The following is a 20,376-nucleotide window of genomic DNA, read 5'->3' on the forward strand; positions in this document are numbered from 1 at the left end:
CAGCGCCTGGCAGCCGGACGAACCGGGCGTCTTCATCTGGCCATCGAATGCCACTCATGTTTTCAGTGGTTGATGCCCGCCATGGACGCCTTCCGGCAGGAATGGCCGGACGTCACGCTGGATCTTTCGGCGGCCTTCTCGTTTGCCCCCCTGCCCGCCTTGGTGCGCGGCGACCTGGATGTTGTCATCACATCCGATCCGCAAGCGCTCGAAGCGGTGCAGTATCTTCCATTGTTCAAATACGAGCTGGTGCTTGCAGTCGCTTCGGCCAACCCCTTGGCGCAATATCGTTTCATCGAGCCGTGGCAGCTCGAAGACCAAATACTCATAACGTATCCGGTTGAAAAACAACGTCTGGATGTCTTCACCGCCTTTCTCGATCCCGCCGGCGTCGAGCCGGCGGGGCTGCGAACTGCCGAACTGACACCGGTGATTGCCCAACTGGTGGCCAGCCAGCGAGGGGTTGCCGCCCTGCCCAACTGGGCCTTGACCGAATATCTGGGGCAAGGTTGGCTACGTGTGTGTCATCTGGGCGAACAGGGCGTATGGCGCACACTGTACGCGGCAGTACGCACTGAAGATGCAGACACGCATTATCTGAAAGCCTTCATCGAAAAGGCACACGAAATCTGCTTCAAGACCTTGAATGGCATAAAAGCCGCCCGCCCCCAAAAAACAGGCTAGGTTTGCCTTGGGCTGTTATTCCTTGTATTGGGCCAGTATTTGACGCAAGCATTGCGGTGAGAACCCCCGCGACGCCAGGAATCGCAATTGGCGGGCGTGCTCTTTTTGATCGGAGGGAGGTGTGCCGAATTTTTTCTGCCACGCTTCTGTAGCGCGTTCGATTTCGCTCGTTTGTAGTTGTTGACGAATTTCGACCAGTTGATCGTCGTCGAGACCATGCTGGCGCAGCTCTTGCATGACCAGAGCAGTGCCCCTGCCCCCGGCGCGTCGATGCACCAGGCTTTGGGCAAATCGCGTATTCGAAAGCCAGTTGCCCGCCTCGAGCTCGTCGAGCAATTTGTTGAGTTGATCGGGGTTATTGGGGTCGACGTGCGGGCTGAGCTTACGAGCCAGTTCGAAGCGAGAATGCTCGCGACGCGATAAAAAGGCTATTGCCCTGGCTTTAAGCGAGGGCCCCGGACGTTTTGGCTTAGGTGCCAATTGCTCGAAATCGTCGTCGTCGAAGGCAGCCATCATCAACCACAGAAATAAGGGCCGCGAGTAGTGGGCCCGCAGCCCTGTTGCAAGGAATTATTCGACGAGTTCGTCTTCGTCGGGGCCAGATGCCTGCACTGGAGCGGCTGACCCACCTACATGAGCCGCCACACCCAGCTGCTCGCGCACCTTGTTCTCGATTTCGAGTGCCATCTGGGGATTTTCTTTGAGGAACTCGCGCACATTATCTTTACCCTGGCCAATACGCGTACCGTTGTAGCTGTACCACGCACCAGCTTTGTCGACCACACCGGCCTGGACACCCAGATCGATGATTTCGCCTTCACGCGAGATGCCGGCGCCGTACATGATGTCGAACTCGGCCTGCTTGAATGGCGGGGCCACCTTGTTCTTGACCACCTTGACCCGGGTTTCGTTACCGACGACCTCGTCGCCTTTTTTAATGGCACCAATACGACGGATATCGAGACGCACGGACGAATAGAACTTGAGCGCATTACCCCCGGTTGTAGTTTCGGGGTTGCCAAACATGACGCCGATCTTCATGCGGATCTGGTTGATGAAGATGACCATGCAGTTGGCGCGCTTGATGTTGGCCGTGAGTTTGCGCAGGGCCTGGCTCATGAGGCGTGCCTGCAGACCCGGCAAGGAATCGCCCATATCGCCTTCGATCTCGGCCTTGGGTACCAGCGCGGCTACCGAGTCGATGACGATGAGATCGACAGACCCGGAACGCACCAGAGCGTCGGTGATTTCGAGAGCCTGTTCGCCGGTGTCGGGCTGAGAGATGAGAAGATCTGTCAGGTTGACCCCCAGCTTGGATGCGTACTGGACATCAAGGGCGTGCTCGGCATCGATGAAGGCACAGGTGCCTCCGAGTTTTTGCATCTCGGCAATGACCTGCAAGGTAAGCGTGGTTTTGCCCGAGGATTCGGGCCCGTAGATTTCGATGACGCGCCCCCGGGGCAGGCCACCGACACCAAGGGCAATATCAAGGCCCAAAGAGCCCGTGGACACCACCTGGATGTTGTGCTCGACCTGGTTGTCGCCATACCGCATTACCGACCCCTTGCCGAACTGCTTGTCGATTTGCGATAAGGCGGCGGCAAGCGCCTTGCTTCGTTCGGCCGCGGCGGCTTTGCTTTGTTTGTCGTCCATACGGATCCTTTGGCTGAGAAAACAAAAAAGGTGTTGGTTACGGCGTGCCCGCATTGATTCCGGGCCCGGCCTGTTGAGGGCGATTATGGCATCAAATTATACTGTATAAAAATACAGATATCCAGAAAATGCCGTATTAACCCGTAGTGGCAAGCGACATGACGGGTGTCAGAATTTAAATTTGCAACCCGCCTCTTATGAGCGCCGCGACTTCCAGGGCCACAGCCAATGCGAATCCTGATCGCCGAAGACGATAGTATTCTTGCGGATGGACTTTCTCGCTCCTTGCGCTACGACGGTTATGCCGTCGACGTCGTAAGTGACGGTTCCAGCGCCGATTCTGCCTTGCAACTGCAAAGCTTTGATCTGCTGATTCTCGACCTCGATCTGCCCGGCTTGCACGGCCTGTCTGTCTTGAGGCAGCTGAGGCAACGAAAAAGTGGCCTGCCCGTGCTCATTTTAACGGCCGCAGATTCCATTGAACAACGTGTGGAAGGCCTCGATCTGGGTGCAGACGACTACATGGCCAAACCATTTGCCCTGTCAGAACTCGAAGCCCGGGTCCGGGCACTCACCCGCCGCACAGCGGGCACCAGTGTGGCAATCCTGCGTCACAAGAAACTGACATTCGACCTTAATGGGCGCACGGCGCGTATCGACAATCAGCCGCTCGAGCTTTCCGCCCGCGAAACCAGCCTCCTTGAAATATTCCTTTCCCGTTCAGGCCGCATGATCAGCAAGCATCAATTGGTCGATCTGTTATGTGAATGGGGCGAAGAAGTCACCACCAATGCCATCGAGGTATACGTTTACCGGCTGCGTAAGAAACTGGAGCCCAGCGGGGCTCGCATCGTCACGATACGCGGGCTGGGTTACTGCCTCGAACCCGACACCAGCGATACCATAGCGGCCTAGCAACGCATGCCTGACGCAGCCCCAACTCAAAACGGTCCAGCCCTGCGTCGATTCTTTGAACGCAGAAAGGTTCGCTCGCAAAAAAACAAGACACTGCTTGGCAAGATCCTTATCTGGATGTTCGGACCATTGTTCCTGCTGTGGTCCATCGGGATTGTCATTACCTACTTCATTGCGCAGAACATTGCGAATGCACCCTACGACCGGACACTCACCGACCACCTTCGCCTCCTCAAATACGAAATAGAACAGCAGGATGTACGTAAGGGGGTCGAGCTTTCCGTCTCGGCGCTGACGATCTTGAGTGGAGAAAACGGACGCGCCGCGCGGTGGCAGATCCGCGACGCCAACGGCGATTCCGTGGCAGGAAACGCGACCATTCCGCTACCCGACAACTGGTCTTACGAAAAGGACAAGTTCAAGTTTCATAACGAAACGATAGACGGACAAAGCGTACGGGTGGCCTATGTATGGGGTGCCCGCGACCGTCAGGGGGAGTCTTTTTTAACCCTGGTGGCTGAAACCAACGATCGACGCGGTGTATTGCAACAAGATATTCTTACCGGAATGCTGACTCCGCAGCTTATCGTGTTGCCGCTGGCTGCGCTGTTGGCGGGCCTGGGGCTGACCCAGGGCCTGGAGCCTCTTAGCATCTTGCAAGAGCGGATCCGCGCCCGCCGCGCAAACGACCTTTCCCCGATCAACGAAGACCTTGCGCCGGCAGAAATTGCTCCTCTGGTAGCCGCCATGAACGAACTGCTCGCACAGCTTGCTGCCACTACCGAAACCCAACGACGATTCGTTTCAAACGCTGCGCACCAGCTCAAGACTCCATTGGCAGGCATGCGAACACAGGCAGAACTCGCCCTGCGCGAAAAGGACCCCGAGAAAATGGGCGAAAGTCTGGAGCAACTGGTAAAAGGTGCTCAGCGGGCAACGCGCCTGGTCAATCAGCTCCTTGCCCTGACCCGCGCCGAGCACTCAAGCAGTCCGGGGCTGTTTGTTCTTGAACGTATCGAATTGAACGCGTTCGCAGAACGGCAGACGCAGCAGTGCGTGGATACCGCCATGCAACATGGTGTCGATCTGGGCTTCGAACCTGCGTCCGATCCCGTGTGGATTCAAGGACACGGCCTGATGCTGGGCGAGCTGCTGAACAACCTCATCGAGAACGCCCTGCTTTATACACCCCAAGGCGGCTGGGCCACCGTGCGAATCTTGGCCGACGCCGATACCGCCGCCATTGAGGTCGAAGATTCCGGCCAGGGCATAGCACCAGAACACCACGATCGCATTTTTGATCGCTTCTTTCGTGTCTGGGGCAACAGCGCCGACGGCAGTGGCCTGGGCTTATCCATCGTGAAAGAGATCGCCGACCAGCATAAGGCCCATGTCATCCTGATGGAGCCCACTCCTGGTAGCGGCGCTACTACCTGCTTCCGTGTCTCATTTCGTCGCGTTACCCCCACCCACACGTAGGCGACTGCTTGTCCAGCTCACCCGCACCTTTCGCAACGCCGCCGAAGCGCAGACAAAAATCGCTTACCTTTCTTTACAAAAACCCGTGTTTTAGCTGTGTCTGCGTAAGTTTGACGTCAGGCTCGTTTTCTACCGTACGGCTATCCGCTATCCCCACGGCGGGCACAACAAGAGTCGAACCCGGCCAAACTTAAGGAGACACCATGAGCACAACAGACACTGTTGCGTCGATTCCCCCAGGTCCACCAAGTCGTAGCGCCGGCGCGCCGGCGGCCACGAATCGCCCGATGACTGCCGAAGAAAGACGAGTCATTTTTGCTTCTTCCCTGGGCACTGTTTTCGAGTGGTATGACTTTTATCTATACGGATCGCTGGCCGCAATCATTGCGACGCACTTTTTTTCGGGCGTCAATCCCACCGCTGGTTTCATATTCGCCCTGCTCGCCTTCGCCGCAGGTTTTGCCGTGCGCCCATTCGGGGCACTGGTGTTTGGTCGCCTCGGTGACCTTGTCGGTCGCAAATATACCTTTCTGATCACCATCCTGATCATGGGCCTTTCCACCTTTCTGGTGGGCGTCCTGCCTTCGTATGCCTCCATTGGTCTGGCGGCTCCCGTTATCCTGATCATTCTGCGACTGCTGCAAGGTCTTGCCCTGGGTGGCGAGTATGGTGGCGCCGCTACCTATGTTGCCGAGCACGCCCCCCAAAACCGACGCGGTTTTTACACGAGCTGGATCCAAACCACAGCCACCATGGGACTTTTCCTGTCGCTGCTGCTAATCCTTGGAATCCGCAGTGCATTGGGCGAAGAAGCCTTTCTGGATTGGGGCTGGCGAATTCCCTTCCTGATTTCAGCCGTGCTGCTGATTATTTCCGTGTGGATCCGGATGCGCTTGAATGAGTCTCCCGCTTTCAAGAAAATGAAAGAGGAAGGGACGCAATCCAAAGCGCCCATAAAGGAATCGTTTGGCCAATGGAAGAACCTGCGCATTGTCATACTGGCACTGCTGGGCCTGACTGCCGGCCAGGCGGTGGTCTGGTACACCGGGCAGTTCTATGCCCTGTTCTTCCTGACCAAGACCTTGGGCGTTGAAGCCAATACGGCAAACATCCTCATTGCATTGGGTCTGCTGCTGGGTACCCCATTCTTCATCGTATTTGGAGCCCTGTCCGACAAGATCGGTCGTAAACCCATAATTATGGCGGGCTGCCTGATTGCTGCACTGGCTTACTTCCCCGTGTTCAAAGGCCTCACCCATTTTGCCAATCCGGCCCTGGAGCGTGCGCAAGCCACCGCACCGGTGACAATCGTGGCCGACCCGGCTACCTGCTCCTTCCAGTTCAATCCGGTGGGTACCGCGTCCTTTACGAGCTCCTGCGATATCTTGAAGGCATTCATGGCAAGCAATGCAGTGAACTACAACAACGAGGCAGCGCCCGCCGGCTCTGTCGCGGTTGCGCGAATCGGCAATGAGGAATTCACGTCGTTCGATGGCAGCGGCATGAGCAAAGCCGAGTTCACAGCAAAGTCGACGGAACTGCGTGAAGCACTGACACAGTCGATTCGAGGGCATGGATATCCGGCAAAAGCGGACCCGACCCAGATCAACTATTTCATGGTGGTGGTACTGCTGACCTTCCTGGTTATCCTGGTCACCATGGTTTATGGGCCGATAGCCGCAATGCTGGTAGAGATGTTCCCGACACGCATACGTTATACGTCGATGAGTTTGCCCTACCACATCGGTAACGGATGGTTCGGAGGCTTCCTGCCCCCCGTCGCCTTCGCCATTGTTGCGGCAACCGGCAATATCTACGACGGCTTATGGTATCCGATTGCCATCGCAGCCATGTCACTGGTCATCGGGATGCTGTTTGTCAAAGAAACCCGACACAACGATATCAATGCCTGATTCTCTTTCAGGCCTGCGTCAGGTGTAGTCCCTACAATCGGCAACGTAGACAGCAAGGGTCGGGCGCCAAGCCCAAGGGTTACGCCCACCCGCCCCTTGCTCCTATCTCATCGGCATAGCGCGCCCCGCGAACTGTAGTATGCGCGTGCCGATGTGTTATATCGGCCCGGTGCTTAGCACTCGGGCCTTTTTTTACCGCATCGCCGCGCCTACGAAAAACACCCTACAATCGACGCTCCGTTCACCCGCAGGCCTGGCGGCGCTACGTACGCGGCCGACGCATGCGTCGCCCCCGTTTCGCGGCCTTGACGCCTGCCGACCTATATAAGTTGTTATCCATAATGTGGTTCAAAAACCTGAAAGTCTTTCGTTTGGCTCCTTCCTGGTCCGTCTCGCTGGACGCCCTGGAAACCGCACTTGAAAAATTAGCCTATCGGCCCGGCAACAGCCTTGAGATGCAGACGCTCGGCTGGGTGCCCCCGTTTGAAGGATCGGGGTTGGCTTACTCCGTACAAGGGCATGTGTTCCTCAGTTTGCGCGCCGAAAAAAAGCTGTTGCCAAGCACTGTGATTAATCAGGTGACCCGCGCCAAGGCACTGGAAATCGAAGAACAGCAGGGATTCAAGCCTGGCCGCCGGCAATTGAAAGAACTGAAGGAACAGGTCACCGACGAGCTGCTTCCCAAAGCATTCAGCGTGTACCGTGACACCAAGGTCTGGATCGATACGCAAAATCGATGGCTGGTCGTCGACGCGGCGGCTGCAGCTAAAAGCGACGAGGTACTGGGCATGTTGGCCAAAACCATCGACCCCTTCCCCGTCCTTCAACTGTATGTCGAGCAATCGCCGGCAAGCAGCATGACCAACTGGCTGATCGAAGATGAACCACCCGTCAATTTTTCGATTGATCAAGACACCGAGCTGCGATCAACCAGCGAAAGTCGGGCCGCCGTACGTTATGTACGACAAAGCGTCGATATCGAAGACGTGCGCAAGCACGTTCAGGCCGGCAAGCAATGCACGCGTCTGGCGATGACCTGGGCAGACCGCGTGTCATTTGTATTGACTGACAACCTTGATATCAAGCGTGTCGCCCCGCTGGACGTTCTCAAGGAAAATCAGGATCTGACCGCGCTGAACGAGGCGGACCGGCTTGACTCCGACCTGGCCTTGATGACAGGTGAGCTTTCCCAATTGCTGAACCATCTTGTAGACGCCCTCGGCGGCGAAAAGAAGATGGCGGCGTAACTGCTTTCACGCAGCCGGGCGCAATGCAAAGGGCCGGCGCCCGGTCAATCGATGCCGTGAAAAATACTGTCTTCTGGTCCAATATGAGATGGCGGGCTCCATGTGACGTCGCGCATCGAATGCTGGACCAGACCTTCGACGCCCAGCAGCACGGCAAATATTGCCATCCGCACGGGGATGCCGTTGTCGGCCTGCCGGAAGATAGCAAGCCTTGAGTCGCTGTTCAGGTCGACGCTCAGATCATGCGCCCCTTCGCGGCTGTCGCGTGGCAAAGGGTGCATGATGATGGTGTCGGGCTTGGCGTAACGGTCGATTATTGCCTTGTTCACCTGGAAGTCGGCCGTATAACCTTCCAGCTGTTCATCCGAGAAGCGCTCCTTTTGCACCCGAGTGGCATAAATTACATCAGCACCTGCCAGACCTTGTTCCAGAGAGGTAGTCTGCTCAATCACATGACCACGCTTGCCCGCCTGTTCAAGGATATAGTCAGGCATCTCAAGCCCCTTGGGCGCGATCAGGGTGAATTTCAGGTCCCGGTATAGCGCCAGCAACTTGATTAGCGAATGCACAGTGCGGCCATACTTGAGATCGCCAACCATTGCGACATGCGCACCATCCAGCAACTTGCCCAGGCGCGAGAATTCAGTCAGGATCGTGTACAGATCCAGCAATGCCTGGCTTGGATGTTCGCCGGCGCCGTCGCCACCATTGATCACCGGGATATTCGTCGCGTCAGCAAACTCCGCCACCGAGCCTTGCTCCGGGTGGCGTACCACCAGGGCATCGACATAACCACTCATTACCCGACTTGTGTCGTAGATGGACTCGCCCTTTGCCATAGACGAAAAGGTGAAGCCGGTGGTGTCGCATACCGAACCGCCCAAGCGGCAGAAGGCGGCTCCGAAACTGACACGCGTTCTGGTACTTGCCTCAAAAAAAAGATTTCCCAAAACCGCCCCTTCGAGGACGCGAGACACCTTCTGACGGCGAGCGATTGGCTGCATCAAATCAGCAACGCGGAACAGTTCTTCGACCGATTCCCGAGAAAACTGGTCTACCGACAAGAGCTGATGTTTACCGTTATATGCGATTCGATCTCGTAGCGGTCCCGACTGTGCGCTTTGCGCGTACTTTTGCAGCAGGGCTTCGTTTTCGACAATCTCGGTGACGAATCGTGCGACCACTTCGGGCATGGTCCGGGCTTCCTGCGAACCTTCAGGTAACAACCAGGTGTCGAGAGCCCGACGCTTTACGCCTATTCGCGCGGCGAAGACGTCACGGGTGAGATTGAGTCGACGCATTGCGTCGCGAAGAAATACTTGTTGCGATACCGACATGACGCCCCCTGAAAAAATGTACGCTTTGCGTATATTTTAAGGCAGCATTAGACAGAACTGGAATAATCGTGCAGCAAACGATGTCCAAAACCAACGTTTGGAATGGATGCTCCGCGCGTTTCAAGTCTCAACCTGTGAACAACAATGGCAGCCACCCGAAATCGTGTGTCCACCCATCTGTCGCCAGTCCGCCCATTCCCACCAGTATCCAGCATCCAACAATAAAGACAGCCATCGACGCACAGTAACAGCCCAGCACACATATCACCGGCAGCCAATGGTGGCGCCGCCGCGCGGGGGCTCTTAGCAACAGGCTTGCCTGCACCATATATACCCACAGCAATCCCAGGCCAGTCAGCGCCAGGCCACAAAGAAAAGCGATGAGCGGCAAACGCAGCAAATAAGAGGGAACCTCGGTGGGTATGACCCCTAGCGCACTTAATGCGATCAAGAGAACCCCGACGCCATTAAGCCACGCCAGGTAGCGGAATCCGAGCATCAGCACTTGTGGCATGCTGGTGTCCCCACGCACAGCGGTCGATGAACCCGGCTCGTCAATTATCTCGTGAACCGCCTTATATTCATTTCCCATAAAAACCGACACCCCAGTTGCTGGTTACTTCCAGCTTATGGGGTGTCGCTCCGGAAAACTGGATACTGCGAAGATTAACGCAGATATTCAGTTAAATTAATTGCCTGCCGGCGTTACAGCGGCGGGAGCCTGATTACCTGCCGGTGCCCCCTGATCGGCGGGAGAAGCAATCGGGTTACCGTCTTCATCGACCCCCGCAATGGCACGCGCCGCAGCTGCTGCATTTTGTTCGGTCCCAACAGCAAACACCAACTGGTCGGTATCTACTGGGGTGGTGAAGCTTGGAGCGGCCAGCATGGTGCGCCCTACTACCAGGGCAAGACGCTTATTGGGGTTCTGGGTGGTGATGTCGTTGATTTTCTTTTGACCAACGTTATTCAGGCCCAGCGCCAGAAGGCCCTTGCCGTCTTGGCTTCTTCCAGCCTGAACGCCAACGAGATCATCGCGGGTGATGACGGGCTGGGGGTTCACATACAGCGTGCCGGACTGAATCTGTACGGGCGTCCAGCCTTGCTGGCTGACGGTATCAGCCAGGAAAACCGCCACTGGCGCACCCTGACTGCTAGCCTGGACCGAGGTCTCGGCCGGAGCCTGGGGTTCGGCCTCGGTGGTTTTCGTACCCGGCACAGTTTGGCAAGCTGCCAACAAGACAAAGCTCGCTGGCAACAGAATTCGACCCAACGTACGTACTGCGTTCATGTAATACCCCTTCTTCTGGTTGTTACAAGGTTAAAATTCTAACAGGAAGCCCGAAACAGGCACGCCAACAATTGTCAATTTATGGTTCAATTACAAGGATACGTTACCCGGCATGTACCGCCGGTAGCTTCCCCCATTCAACTCGCAGCGGAGACCCCATTCGTGGCTGATACAAAACACACCAATCACACAACTTCCAATAAGCCCCGTTTTTCAGCTGGCCTGGTCACTGGCATCGTAACTTTGGCCTGGATTGTCATTTTCGCCATTGTTATGGTCAAGGGCACCGGCGAGCTCCATCAGCATGACGCTGCCGTTGCCACACAAGCCAACTAAGACTCGTCATGTTCAGGGGACGCCTCGGCCGCTCCCCTGACTTCCACCCTTATCGTATCCAGTACCACTTCACCCCTTCCCAAAAGCTGTACCCGATGCTTGCCCGGCCTGGGCAGCCAGTACACTTCGTCACCGTGAAGAACCTCGCGTCCTATTCGCCAGCTCAAGGCCTGATCACCCCCTGATACCGATGCGCGAAAGACGAGCTTCTGGTTCGCTGGCGGAATATCGGGGTCCAAAGCCAGAATCACACCATCCACCGGTGCGACGACGGTAATAGAGTCGCTGTCCGTCACACCCACATCTGGCGCGATCGTCACGTTCGACACTCCGGTGTCCCCCAGAAAAAAATCTGTTCGTACAGGCTCAAGATCATTATCGAATTTCACTGTACCAGCACGTACCGTGCCCGGCACCTGAGGAGCTCGGCTGCCCGACCTGCGATGCAGATAGTTCATGACGTCCTGCCAGATTGGGCCGGCTCCTGTCACGCCCGACACATCCCGCATGCTCTGGCCGGCACTGTTGCCCGCCCATACGCCTACTGTGTACTGTTCTGACCACCCCACTGTCCAGTTATCCCGCATGTCCTTGCTGGTTCCCGTCTTGACTGCAGTCCAGAATGGCGTCACCAACTGACTGTCAACTCCGAAAGTGCGGACGCGGGCATTGGGATCGGACAGCATGTGGCCGACTATCCATGCAGCCCCTTCGTCCATGACGCGACGGACCGGCAAGGCAATGCCTGGAAACAGGCCAACGGGCGAATATAGACCCGTATTGGCCAGACTGCGGTAGGCGTTGGTCAGTGAAACCAGGGTGACGTCAGCGCTGCCCAGTGCAAGACTATATCCGTAATAGTCTCCCGCACGGGTCAGGGGCAAACCCAGATCCACAAGGCGATTACGGAAGGCGTCCGGTCCTACCATCGTCAACACCCGTACCGCAGGGATGTTGAGCGAAGACGCCAGTGCAGTACGTGCACTGACCCACCCGGAGTACCCTTCATCGTAATTGCGTGGAATATACAGGCCGTTTCCGGTGGGCAGGTTCAGCGGGCTGTCTTCCAGCAGGGACACAGCCGTAATCCGCTGTTCTTCGATTGCCTGCTGATAAAGAAAAGGCTTTAGCGTGGAGCCCGCCTGCCGATGAGCAATGGCGTGGTCAACCCACGGAGCATCGGATAACGCACCCGATGAGCCTACATATGCAAGCACTTCTCCCGTTGGATTGTCCAGCACCACCACCGCTGCGTCTCGAACGTGGGCGTCCGCCAATTCCCGAAGCCGCGAGTTGACAATACGCAGCACTTCCTGTTGCAAAATCTTGTCGATGGACGTCGCCACACGCTGCCCCGCCTCAGGATGCAACTTGTCTACTATCCAACGCGAAAAATGCGGGACCAGGCCGTCGCGATCATACAGGGGCCGCGAACGATTCTTCAGTTTTGATTTCACGAACAGATCCAGACCAATGCAGTCGGTTGTGTCGCGCAGTTGTTTGAGCAATTTGCACGTACGGGAAACAAGCCGTTCGACCGCAACGTTGGGACCACGGAGCATCACCGCAATCAATGCAGACTCACGCGCATCCAGGCCGTTGGCGTGCTTCTGGAACATAACGCGCGACACGGCATCAACGCCAATCAATTCTCCACGAAACGGAACGAGATTGAGGTAAGCCTCGAGTATCTGGGCTTTGTCCCAGCGTCGTTCAATAGCCTGTGCAAATAGGGCCTGATCCAGTTTTTGAATAATGCCCCGCCCATCCGCAGGGCGTTGATATTCTTCCTGGATGAGCCCCGCCAACTGCATGGTCAACGTCGATGCACCCCGACGTGCTCCCCCCCATACGAAGGACCACGCAGCAGAGGCCAAGGCCAGGGGATCAACACCGTTATGATCGCGAAACCGGCGGTCTTCCGACTGGATGACCGCCTCGATCAGCGCTGGCGATATCTCGGGCAAGGCAAGCCAGTCACCACGACGGCCAGTGTAGTCGGCACGAACCCGTTGCAGCGGAAGGCCATTACGGTCCATGACCAGCACGTCTGACGCCCGATACCCTTCCTTTACGTCATGAAAGTCCGGCACCAGCAACGGGGCGGCCTGCGCCGCACTGACCACGGCAAACGCCGCTGCCACGCGTAGCAAAAAAGTGCGGACGGTTCTTCTTGGCTTCATGCCCGATCGTAGCTCTTGTCGCCCCGCCACAGAACTAATCTGGGACGACCTGAATTGTTCCGGCCGCCGGGACAACCCCTCGTACGTCGGGTTGATACAAGGCCTCGACATAGGTTGGCGGCAAGTGGAATTCGCCCGGCGTGTTCAGCCGCACCGTGTATTCGACTGTAGAGGTACCCCGTGGCAGAAAATCGTAATAGGCCCGATACTCGCCGAAACGGCGTTCAATATAGCTCGGCCACGCACCGTGGGGCATTGCTTCGCCCTGCGATGCAATAGCTGAATCTCTACCCAGGCCACTACCTAAAATCGTTGCGCCCGCGGGTACCGGATCAGTGACGACCGCCCATACAACCGGACTGCGCGAATCAATAGTAAGAGTGACGCGGTAGATATCACCCACCGACCAGACATCTGAACGGCGCTGCACCACCGGAGTGATCTTTCGCCTGACTTCAAAACCCGCCACGAGCGGTTCCACAATGGGCACCGCCGCCAGCGAACGAGTCCAGACCCACACCTTGCCCTGGTCCCGTTGATGAATGTCCAGCACGCTTTGCCCTGCCTCTGGCCAGCCCACCAGAACTTGCTTTTCGTCCGCACCGTCAGGACGCGCTTTATCGGCCTTCTCTGTACCGGACACCTCAGCATTGGAAGACACGGCCGCCCAGTCAATGGTGCCCACGGTATGCCCATTGATGTCTATCCGGGATTGTCCATTTACCGGAGCCGTTTCGAATACTCGCGAGAACTTTTCGATTGCCAGGAACGACAGCAGATTTTCGGTGGTTGTACGCCAGGCTCCATTGATTTGCATGCCCAGCAGACCTTGAGCCAACCGCGGCGCAGCTTCCTTCCATGCTTCACGCTCGACGACCAGGCTTAGCAGCCTGGCCATTTCAGTGGTCGAGCTGCGCATCAGCCACCATTGCTCATCACGGTCGGCAAATACAAGCTCGCCACCCCGATTCAGCATGCGGGCGCGCAGGATCTGTTGCACTTGATTCAGGCGTTCGGCACGATGAGGAATATCAGCAACACGGCTCAGGATCGAGAACCAGTCAATAACAGAGGAAGTCGGCCACTGATCTGGAGCGATCTGTATGCTGTCGAGCATCGCCGGTCGCAAGGCACCTTCGCGAGCCAGGGCTTCAAGCACAAGTAACTTGCGCAAAGGCAGGTCGCTCGAGGGCGCCCATCGTTGCCGCATCAGGCGTCCGTGAACAAACTCGACAAGCCCCTGCCGCATGGCATCACGAAACGATTCCGGAATCGTGAACTCGAGGCCCAATGATTTTGCCTCATGACTCACCGACAGCAGGTAGGCCGTCAAAACCTCGCTGCCCTGACCATCGCCCGGAAAATACCGCGCCAAGCCATCGTCATCCAGATAATCGGGCAGGGTCTGCATCAACGTGTTCCATTGATCGACGCTACGCATGCCGATGGCGCGCGAACTAAGCTGTTCGAGGCAGGTATACGGATAATCGGCAAACCATTGGGCAACTCCCGGCAGTCCACCAGCCAGGGTGGATTGAAGTGTGATCTGCAGCCCTCCCCGCACAGTTCCATTGTCCGCCGTCTGAGCACCCTCCGGGGCGGAAAATTCGAGCGTCAAGGGGCTGGCTTCACTTACTGAATGCAGCGCGGCCTGATGTACTGTCACGGGAATCGTAGGAGCGAGCATTTGAGTCACGGCGAGCCGGTCTGAAGCTTCACCCCCGTCAACCTCAATCGCTCGCACCTCCCACCGTAGCTCGACGTTCGGATCGGCCTGATTTACCTGTGGTGCCGTCACGTTCCACACCAGAGTCTCTGCTTTACCCGCTGCCAACTCCACAGTTTGCGGTGGAAGTGACGCTTTCGCCTCCCCCTGACCCGGGATACTGGCTTCGACATCAACCCGCATGTCTCGCGCTGTCGTGTTCCTGACGGTCACCTGGGCAAGGTAGGAATCGCCTTGCCGTACCAGCGCGGGTAACCCGGATATGAGCTGCAAGTCCTGGGTTGCCGAGATGCTGGCCCATCCCTCGCCGAAACTTCCAGCTCCGTGGTCGGCCAAGGCAACAAGCCTGAACGAGCTGATTGAATCGTTAAGCGGAACCACGACCGTCGCCATGCCATGTTCGTCCAGTTGTACCCGGGGCGCCCATAGCAAAAGTGTATCCAGCAGCTCGCGCGTGGCACTTTTGCCCCCTCCGCCCCCGGCAGGCAAGGCTTTGCGGCCGTAGTGACGACGCCCCACTACTTGCGTCTGTCCACTTGCCGTCTGCACACCGTAACTTCGGCGCTGGCCCATCGCCTCAAGGACATTCCAGCTGCCGTTGGAAGCCAGTTCAAGCAAGGCCTCGTCCACGGCAACAAACGCCACTTGTGCATGAGCCGCAGGGGCCCCATCAGGCGTCGTCACCCGAAGCTTCACATTTGCTTCCTCACGCACCTGATATTGCTGCCGTTCAGGAATCACTTCGACTTTCAGTCGAGCCCGCCCGTCGTCCACCCGAATTTCTGTCAAGCCAAACCGGAATGCCGGCTTCGACAAATCGATCAGTGCCGTGGGTGGCTGATAGGCCTCTTTATTCCGGTAAGTATTCAACCAGGCCGCGGGCTGTTTCCAACCCCAATCGAAAAAGGAATACCAAGGTACTTTATGCAATCGACCACGCAGCACAAGCACCGACACATACACATTGGGGCCCCACTCAGGCCGCACCGGTATGCGTACGCGCGGGTCCTTGCCATCGAGCTCAACAATCTCGGAGTGCAACACACCCTCGCGCTCCACCGTTACCAGTGCAGTGGCCTGGCGAAATGGCATGCGTACCTGGAACTCGGCAGTATCGCCCGGCTTGTAGTTCTTCTGTGCCGGAACAATGTCAATGCGGTCATCGTTGCCGGCATCAAACCACAATTCTCCGGTACCAGTGAGCCATACACGGGTGGCCGCCTCGCTGCGCCGGCCTCTTTCGTCGGTTGCTGTGGCGATGAGCTCTATCGATCCAGAGCGATCAATAGTGATATCGCAGTGCAGGCTGCCCCGCACATCGGTCGTGCCCTTGCAGACCGAACCCAGGTCGTCGCTGCGGGTCTCGTGCTGGTAACTATAGAAACCGCCGACCAGGCGTTGACGTACGGTATAGGTTTTATGTGCTACGGCGCGAACATCCATCTGGACACCGGCTTGCGCTTGCCCATCTGGCGTGACCGCAATCGCATCCACCCCCAGAGGTTTGCCCTGCTGAATCCAGCTTTCACTCCGGATCCCCGCAACTACGTCTGCCGGCCACGCCGTGACCACCTGGCTGATTGTCTGGACCTGTCCGTTCGGATCAGAAAAGCCGACTTCCAGGCGAAGTTCGCTGGGTCGTGTGATGGCTGGCAGAGAATCGATTCGCGCCCTTGTCCCGCCTTGGTCGTCCAGCACCATCTGCATTTTGTCCAGAAACAGTCGTTGGCCGTCTCGTTCTTCAGGCTCGGGGGCTTGAGGCGCCTCAAAAGAATAAGCCTCGTAGTCCCAAAAGCTGACAAACTTGTCCCGGATCACTCCAGACAGCGAGACAGGAAGCCCTGCCGCAGCGCCACCAGCGACGTAAGAAATCTGGATATCGGCGTTTAACGCGGCAGGAGCCACAAGCACCCTTTCCGCTTCGTCATTGCTGATCTTGAGGCTGCCTCCCAGCACAGGCAGCTTGAACTCCTCGACCCGGAACCGACCGCTAGGCGGAGTGTAGTTACCTTCACGTTCGAGGGTGACCAGGTATTCACCCAGTTTCGCCGATCTGCCAAGCTCAAATTCACTGTACGCGCTTAGCCCCCCTGACGGCGTCTGCTCCCAGCTCAGTTCCTGCTCAAAGCTCTGACCTGAACCCGAATGGACAATCGACAGCTTGTCAGGAAGGACGTCACTGGAAGGCAGGCCCAGGCCGTCCCGGGTTTCGGTTCGCACGAAGTGCTTCATCGAGACCTTCTCGCCGGCGCGAAAAAGACTGCGATCCAACACCGTGTGGGCCACCACCGTCGGCTCGGGTGTTGTATCCGTCGGAACATTGAATCGCCAGGACTCCATGCCACGATTCCAATCCGACAGCACAAACGCAAAATCGTTTTTTCCATGTGCCAAAGGATGGTCTTCGTCAATACGCGCCGATACATATAGACCACTCAGGCCTGTATCGTCACAATAATCTGGAGCCGCCAGGGCCTCCGTATGATGCCAAAGCCCGTTATCGTCTGTTCGTCCTTCGGCCAAAAGCTGTCCAGAACAGTCCAGTACCCGGATATCCGCCCCGGAAACAACCTGCCCGTCGTCCAAGGTTGTCACCCACACCAGCGCATCGTCGCGCCCCTGCTTCAGGTGCACGCCCAAATTGGTAACCAGCACACCCGTACGTACATACATGGGCGATGCAGAATCCAGCAGCGCCTTGCCCAGCCGCGGCGATTCAACTTCAAGCACATGAAAGCCCGGCTCGGGCAACGGAATGCCGATGACTTCCATCGGCCGCTCATCGGCCTGACTTGCACCCGGCAGCTTGAGGGTTCGGATGCTCTCACGCCCACGGAGCAGCGAATAACCGCGTACATCAATGGTGTCCTTGCCGCCTTCACCCGGCTCCTTGCCAGCGAGCACACGTCGTATTTGCTGACGCGTCCACAGCCCCCCGTCCAGCCGCTGCAAACTCGCATACCAGCGCAATATTTCCGCGTCATCACGTGCCACGTAATCACGCACCGTTCCCAGAGGCTGTTTCAGATCGCGAGCCAGCAGTTCAGCTTCAACACTCCGGACCGTCAGCGGCACGGCAGGTGGATATTCATCTTCGCTTCCATCCGGAGGCACGTTCGCAAAGCGCTCAACCGTGCCAAAGGTGCCTGAGGCGAACTTTACGAGAGCGGGGTAAGCCGCAGTGCGTATCGTGAGCGGAAACTGATTCGCGTTGGAAAGCCGGCGTCCGGCATCGTCCTGCAGGTCGGCGGGCAATTGAACCTTCACCTCGGTTTCGGGTTCGAACGGTCCCGAAAATACAACTTCCTGAACCAGGGATTGTGTATCGCCCTGATCATCCGCATCCGGAAGAACCTCTTCACCGCCAATGTCCAAGCGTACCTTCGCCGCGTGCTCTGCAGCGACCGGCGCGTTGAAGCGCACAACAATCGGCAGCACGGGCAAGCAGTCTGCCTTGGCGTTCTCTCGTTGACATGAGGCAGACGCCTTGAACGGAGGCCGGACCTTGAAATTGAAAGTGTGCGGTTTGGCCGATGCCACACCATTGGGCGTAGCTACCCCTTTACCCACCACGAGACGCACGCGTGCGTCGGCGGGCAATAGTCGCTTGCACTGAACCAGTTGCACTGATGCATCGCCGACGCTATCTGACAGGTAGACCGACTCGAGAACAGCCTTGCGTTGCGATTGTTCGTCGACCAGACGTACCGGTACCGCCTCACCCAGACCTTGGACGCTGCAGTAAGAATGCTTTATCAAGGATGCGGGATCGACAGCGCCGTTGAACTGCAGGATGAAAACCTGGTCTTCGTCGATAACATCGCCGTAAGGTTGCCTGCTGACTACCTGCGGTCCGCCCGTGCTGAAGGTATAGGTTGCCTTCCCGGTAAGAGCGCTCCCCTTCAGCGTCTGAAAACTGTTTTCGAGCGTCGCCGTGCATTGCACTCCCGGTCCGGGTGGCGTTCTGAACACCCAGGTCCAGTTGCGAGCGTCAGTCCAACGTCCATCACCGACCAGTGCTGGATCACTGCAGCTTATGCGTAGAGGCGCTGGGGCCTGCGCGTCTCCAAAAGCAATAACAGGCTCATTGAACGTCGCCTGCACGCTTTCTATCGTCGCGACAGTTCCTTGAGGAGAGAAGTGAGTTATGTGAGCTGCATAAACCGACGCAGACGCAGACGCCATCACCAACGCCAGTGCCGACAAACCACCCCTTCCCATGGTTTCCCCTCGTGCGAGTATTGTGAATTGAGTGCAGTGTACTCAAACCTTTCTCAGGAATGAAAGGAATTCTGCGCAAGTAGGCAAAGGTTGGCCCATCGATACGGGTGTCGTACCCACTGGCAGGCACGTCAATTGCTTAACGGCCGATTACATAAGATGAATCAGGCAAAACTAAAAGGCAGAACCATGAATATCTTTGAAGCCCTTCGCGAGAACCACGATCTTCAACGTGATCTGGCGGCGCAGATCCTCAATACAAGCGGCGCGTCCGATCAGCGCAACAATTTATTCGAAAACTACAAGTCGGTGCTTACTGCCCATGCCACCGCCGAAGAACGTCACTTCTACATTCCAATCATGGATAGCGATTCCGGGGTCGAAGCTGCGCGACACGCCATCGCCGAACATCACGAAATCGATGAGCTGATTGAAGAACTTGAAGAAACCGATCCTTCAAGTCCGGCATGGCTTGCAGTGGCGAAGAAACTTACCGAAAAGGTGGAGCACCATCTGGATGAAGAAGAACAGATTTTTTTCCAGATGGCCGGAAAAATCCTGAATGAAAAACAGAAAACGGCGCTGGTCGAGCCGTATCTGGATGATTACCACAGAGGCCTGGAAGCCTGATGAAGGGTCTTAGCCCGGGCGCTCATTCTCGTCGTATTCCTGATCACTGAACATTTCTCGCAAGGTGCGAGGGCGATCTTCATGTTCGGGCAGAGACTTCAAACGCAACTGGCCCATCGCAGACTCGTCGTCTTCGCTCAGTGGCTTGGGCAATAGCCAAAAAACGCTCATGCGCCGTTGATGCAGCTGCTGAGCATGAAAAAGCAAACGTTTCAACATTGATCTCCTCGATGTTGCCGATGATTTCGGCTTCGTTATGGTTTGAATTCGTGGGTCAGGGAGCGTTTGCGACCTTGCCACGATCATGCGTATACCGTAGCACATCGCGATGACACCCGTGTGAAGGCAAGCGTTTGAGTGCCGCCAGCCTGCTGCCCACTTAACATTTTTATGTCATAATTGCCGGCTTGCCCCTCTAGCTCATGCTTGGTTAGAGCAGCGGACTCATAATCCGTTGGTGCCGTGTTCGACTCACGGGGGGGGCACCACAGAATACTTCAACGTAATCAACGCCTTGCGGGAACCCACCGGGCTCTACCCCATAAACGGGGGATGCCCATGGCTCTACCCCATAAACGCTCTGGGGCTCTTCCCCATAATCGGGGGAAGGGCACTCATCAAGTACGGAGCATTACACCATCCCACCGCACAGGGCCAAGACCCTAAGCCGGTAATTTTCAAAGTTCCTAAACCCATACGCACGGTGTGAGAGCATTCGGCACCTGGTCACATTACACCAAAGCTTGGGGCCCTATAAATAC

15 protein-coding genes and 1 tRNA gene are annotated in these 20,376 nt (G+C 56.9%); 8 read left to right on the plus strand and 8 right to left on the minus strand.

Going from position 1 to position 20,376, the window contains the following annotated elements; genetic code table 11:
- A partial coding sequence (locus tag Q1J88_RS10080) for a LysR substrate-binding domain-containing protein (protein WP_301117529.1) occupies window positions 1-684 on the plus strand: 684 nt, incomplete at its 5' end.
- A gap of 15 nt (window positions 685-699) precedes the next feature.
- Here Q1J88_RS10080 and recX read toward each other — a convergent pair.
- Both recX and recA read right to left on the minus strand, forming a co-directional pair.
- On the minus strand, window positions 700-1,197 hold the full coding sequence (gene recX, locus Q1J88_RS10085) for a recombination regulator RecX (RefSeq protein ID WP_301117530.1): 498 nt from the start codon (window positions 1,195-1,197) through the stop codon (window positions 700-702).
- A 57-nt stretch (window positions 1,198-1,254) separates the two neighbouring features.
- On the minus strand, window positions 1,255-2,337 hold the full coding sequence (recA, locus tag Q1J88_RS10090) for a recombinase RecA (RefSeq protein WP_301117531.1): 1,083 nt from the start codon (window positions 2,335-2,337) through the stop codon (window positions 1,255-1,257).
- 228 nt (window positions 2,338-2,565) lie between these two features.
- Between recA and Q1J88_RS10095 the strand changes: the two genes are divergently transcribed.
- The 4 genes from Q1J88_RS10095 (at window position 2,566) to Q1J88_RS10110 (ending at window position 7,891) form a co-directional block, all read left to right on the plus strand.
- Window positions 2,566-3,252: a response regulator transcription factor gene (locus Q1J88_RS10095; protein ID WP_301117533.1), complete on the plus strand. Its 687-nt coding sequence runs from the start codon at window positions 2,566-2,568 to the stop codon at window positions 3,250-3,252.
- Between the two features lie 6 nt (window positions 3,253-3,258).
- The gene (locus tag Q1J88_RS10100; RefSeq protein ID WP_301117534.1) at window positions 3,259-4,731 is read left to right on the plus strand and encodes a sensor histidine kinase; all 1,473 of its coding nucleotides are present in this window, start codon (window positions 3,259-3,261) and stop codon (window positions 4,729-4,731) included.
- Between the two features lie 287 nt (window positions 4,732-5,018).
- Window positions 5,019-6,644 (plus strand): MFS transporter, encoded by a 1,626-nt coding sequence (locus Q1J88_RS10105; RefSeq protein WP_301117544.1) that lies wholly within the window; start codon window positions 5,019-5,021, stop codon window positions 6,642-6,644.
- 341 nt (window positions 6,645-6,985) lie between these two features.
- Complete coding sequence (locus Q1J88_RS10110) at window positions 6,986-7,891, plus strand: recombination-associated protein RdgC (RefSeq protein WP_301117545.1); 906 nt, start codon at window positions 6,986-6,988, stop codon at window positions 7,889-7,891.
- A 44-nt stretch (window positions 7,892-7,935) separates the two neighbouring features.
- Here the strand turns inward: Q1J88_RS10110 and Q1J88_RS10115 are convergent, their stop codons facing one another.
- The 3 genes from Q1J88_RS10115 to Q1J88_RS10125 all read right to left on the minus strand — a co-directional run bounded on the left by Q1J88_RS10115 (window position 7,936) and on the right by Q1J88_RS10125 (window position 10,519).
- Window positions 7,936-9,228 (minus strand): aspartate carbamoyltransferase, encoded by a 1,293-nt coding sequence (locus Q1J88_RS10115; protein ID WP_301117535.1) that lies wholly within the window; start codon window positions 9,226-9,228, stop codon window positions 7,936-7,938.
- A gap of 127 nt (window positions 9,229-9,355) precedes the next feature.
- Window positions 9,356-9,820, minus strand: coding sequence for a hypothetical protein (locus Q1J88_RS10120; protein ID WP_301117536.1), 465 nt, complete (start codon window positions 9,818-9,820; stop codon window positions 9,356-9,358).
- 96 nt (window positions 9,821-9,916) lie between these two features.
- The gene (locus Q1J88_RS10125) at window positions 9,917-10,519 is read right to left on the minus strand and encodes a hypothetical protein (protein ID WP_301117537.1); all 603 of its coding nucleotides are present in this window, start codon (window positions 10,517-10,519) and stop codon (window positions 9,917-9,919) included.
- Between the two features lie 162 nt (window positions 10,520-10,681).
- Between Q1J88_RS10125 and Q1J88_RS10130 the strand changes: the two genes are divergently transcribed.
- On the plus strand, window positions 10,682-10,855 hold the full coding sequence (locus Q1J88_RS10130; protein WP_301117538.1) for a hypothetical protein: 174 nt from the start codon (window positions 10,682-10,684) through the stop codon (window positions 10,853-10,855).
- On the opposite strand, the gene pbpC is transcribed toward Q1J88_RS10130, so the two are convergent.
- The gene (pbpC, locus tag Q1J88_RS10135; protein WP_301117539.1) at window positions 10,852-13,038 is read right to left on the minus strand and encodes a penicillin-binding protein 1C; all 2,187 of its coding nucleotides are present in this window, start codon (window positions 13,036-13,038) and stop codon (window positions 10,852-10,854) included. The two genes, Q1J88_RS10130 and pbpC, sit on opposite strands and share 4 nt — an antisense overlap.
- Before the next feature lie 34 nt (window positions 13,039-13,072).
- Window positions 13,073-18,985: an MG2 domain-containing protein gene (locus Q1J88_RS10140; protein WP_301117541.1), complete on the minus strand. Its 5,913-nt coding sequence runs from the start codon at window positions 18,983-18,985 to the stop codon at window positions 13,073-13,075.
- Between the two features lie 189 nt (window positions 18,986-19,174).
- Here Q1J88_RS10140 and Q1J88_RS10145 point away from each other — a divergent pair, with 189 nt between their 5' ends.
- On the plus strand, window positions 19,175-19,615 hold the full coding sequence (locus tag Q1J88_RS10145; RefSeq protein ID WP_301117542.1) for a hemerythrin domain-containing protein: 441 nt from the start codon (window positions 19,175-19,177) through the stop codon (window positions 19,613-19,615).
- Between the two features lie 9 nt (window positions 19,616-19,624).
- On the opposite strand, the gene Q1J88_RS10150 is transcribed toward Q1J88_RS10145, so the two are convergent.
- The gene (locus tag Q1J88_RS10150; RefSeq protein ID WP_301117543.1) at window positions 19,625-19,834 is read right to left on the minus strand and encodes a hypothetical protein; all 210 of its coding nucleotides are present in this window, start codon (window positions 19,832-19,834) and stop codon (window positions 19,625-19,627) included.
- A gap of 190 nt (window positions 19,835-20,024) precedes the next feature.
- Between Q1J88_RS10150 and Q1J88_RS10155 the strand changes: the two genes are divergently transcribed.
- Window positions 20,025-20,103: transfer RNA gene (locus Q1J88_RS10155), tRNA-Ile, on the plus strand.
- Window positions 20,104-20,376 lie beyond the last annotated feature (273 nt).

The sequence above is a fragment of the Pusillimonas sp. genome, from assembly GCF_029263785.1.
Taxonomy (GTDB): domain Bacteria; phylum Pseudomonadota; class Gammaproteobacteria; order Burkholderiales; family Burkholderiaceae_B; genus Pusillimonas.

Coding starts and splice junctions, on each gene's coding strand:
- Q1J88_RS10100 (WP_301117534.1), top strand. CDS start 3,259: ATGCCTGACGCAGCCCCAACTCAAAACGGTCCAGCCCTGCGTCGATTC.
- Q1J88_RS10150 (WP_301117543.1), bottom strand. CDS start 19,834: ATGTTGAAACGTTTGCTTTTTCATGCTCAGCAGCTGCATCAACGGCGC.
- Q1J88_RS10115 (WP_301117535.1), bottom strand. CDS start 9,228: ATGTCGGTATCGCAACAAGTATTTCTTCGCGACGCAATGCGTCGACTC.
- Q1J88_RS10120 (WP_301117536.1), bottom strand. CDS start 9,820: ATGGGAAATGAATATAAGGCGGTTCACGAGATAATTGACGAGCCGGGT.
- Q1J88_RS10145 (WP_301117542.1), top strand. CDS start 19,175: ATGAATATCTTTGAAGCCCTTCGCGAGAACCACGATCTTCAACGTGAT.
- Q1J88_RS10125 (WP_301117537.1), bottom strand. CDS start 10,519: ATGAACGCAGTACGTACGTTGGGTCGAATTCTGTTGCCAGCGAGCTTT.
- Q1J88_RS10110 (WP_301117545.1), top strand. CDS start 6,986: ATGTGGTTCAAAAACCTGAAAGTCTTTCGTTTGGCTCCTTCCTGGTCC.
- pbpC (WP_301117539.1), bottom strand. CDS start 13,038: ATGAAGCCAAGAAGAACCGTCCGCACTTTTTTGCTACGCGTGGCAGCG.
- Q1J88_RS10140 (WP_301117541.1), bottom strand. CDS start 18,985: ATGGGAAGGGGTGGTTTGTCGGCACTGGCGTTGGTGATGGCGTCTGCG.
- recA (WP_301117531.1), bottom strand. CDS start 2,337: ATGGACGACAAACAAAGCAAAGCCGCCGCGGCCGAACGAAGCAAGGCG.
- Q1J88_RS10095 (WP_301117533.1), top strand. CDS start 2,566: ATGCGAATCCTGATCGCCGAAGACGATAGTATTCTTGCGGATGGACTT.
- recX (WP_301117530.1), bottom strand. CDS start 1,197: ATGGCTGCCTTCGACGACGACGATTTCGAGCAATTGGCACCTAAGCCA.
- Q1J88_RS10105 (WP_301117544.1), top strand. CDS start 5,019: ATGACTGCCGAAGAAAGACGAGTCATTTTTGCTTCTTCCCTGGGCACT.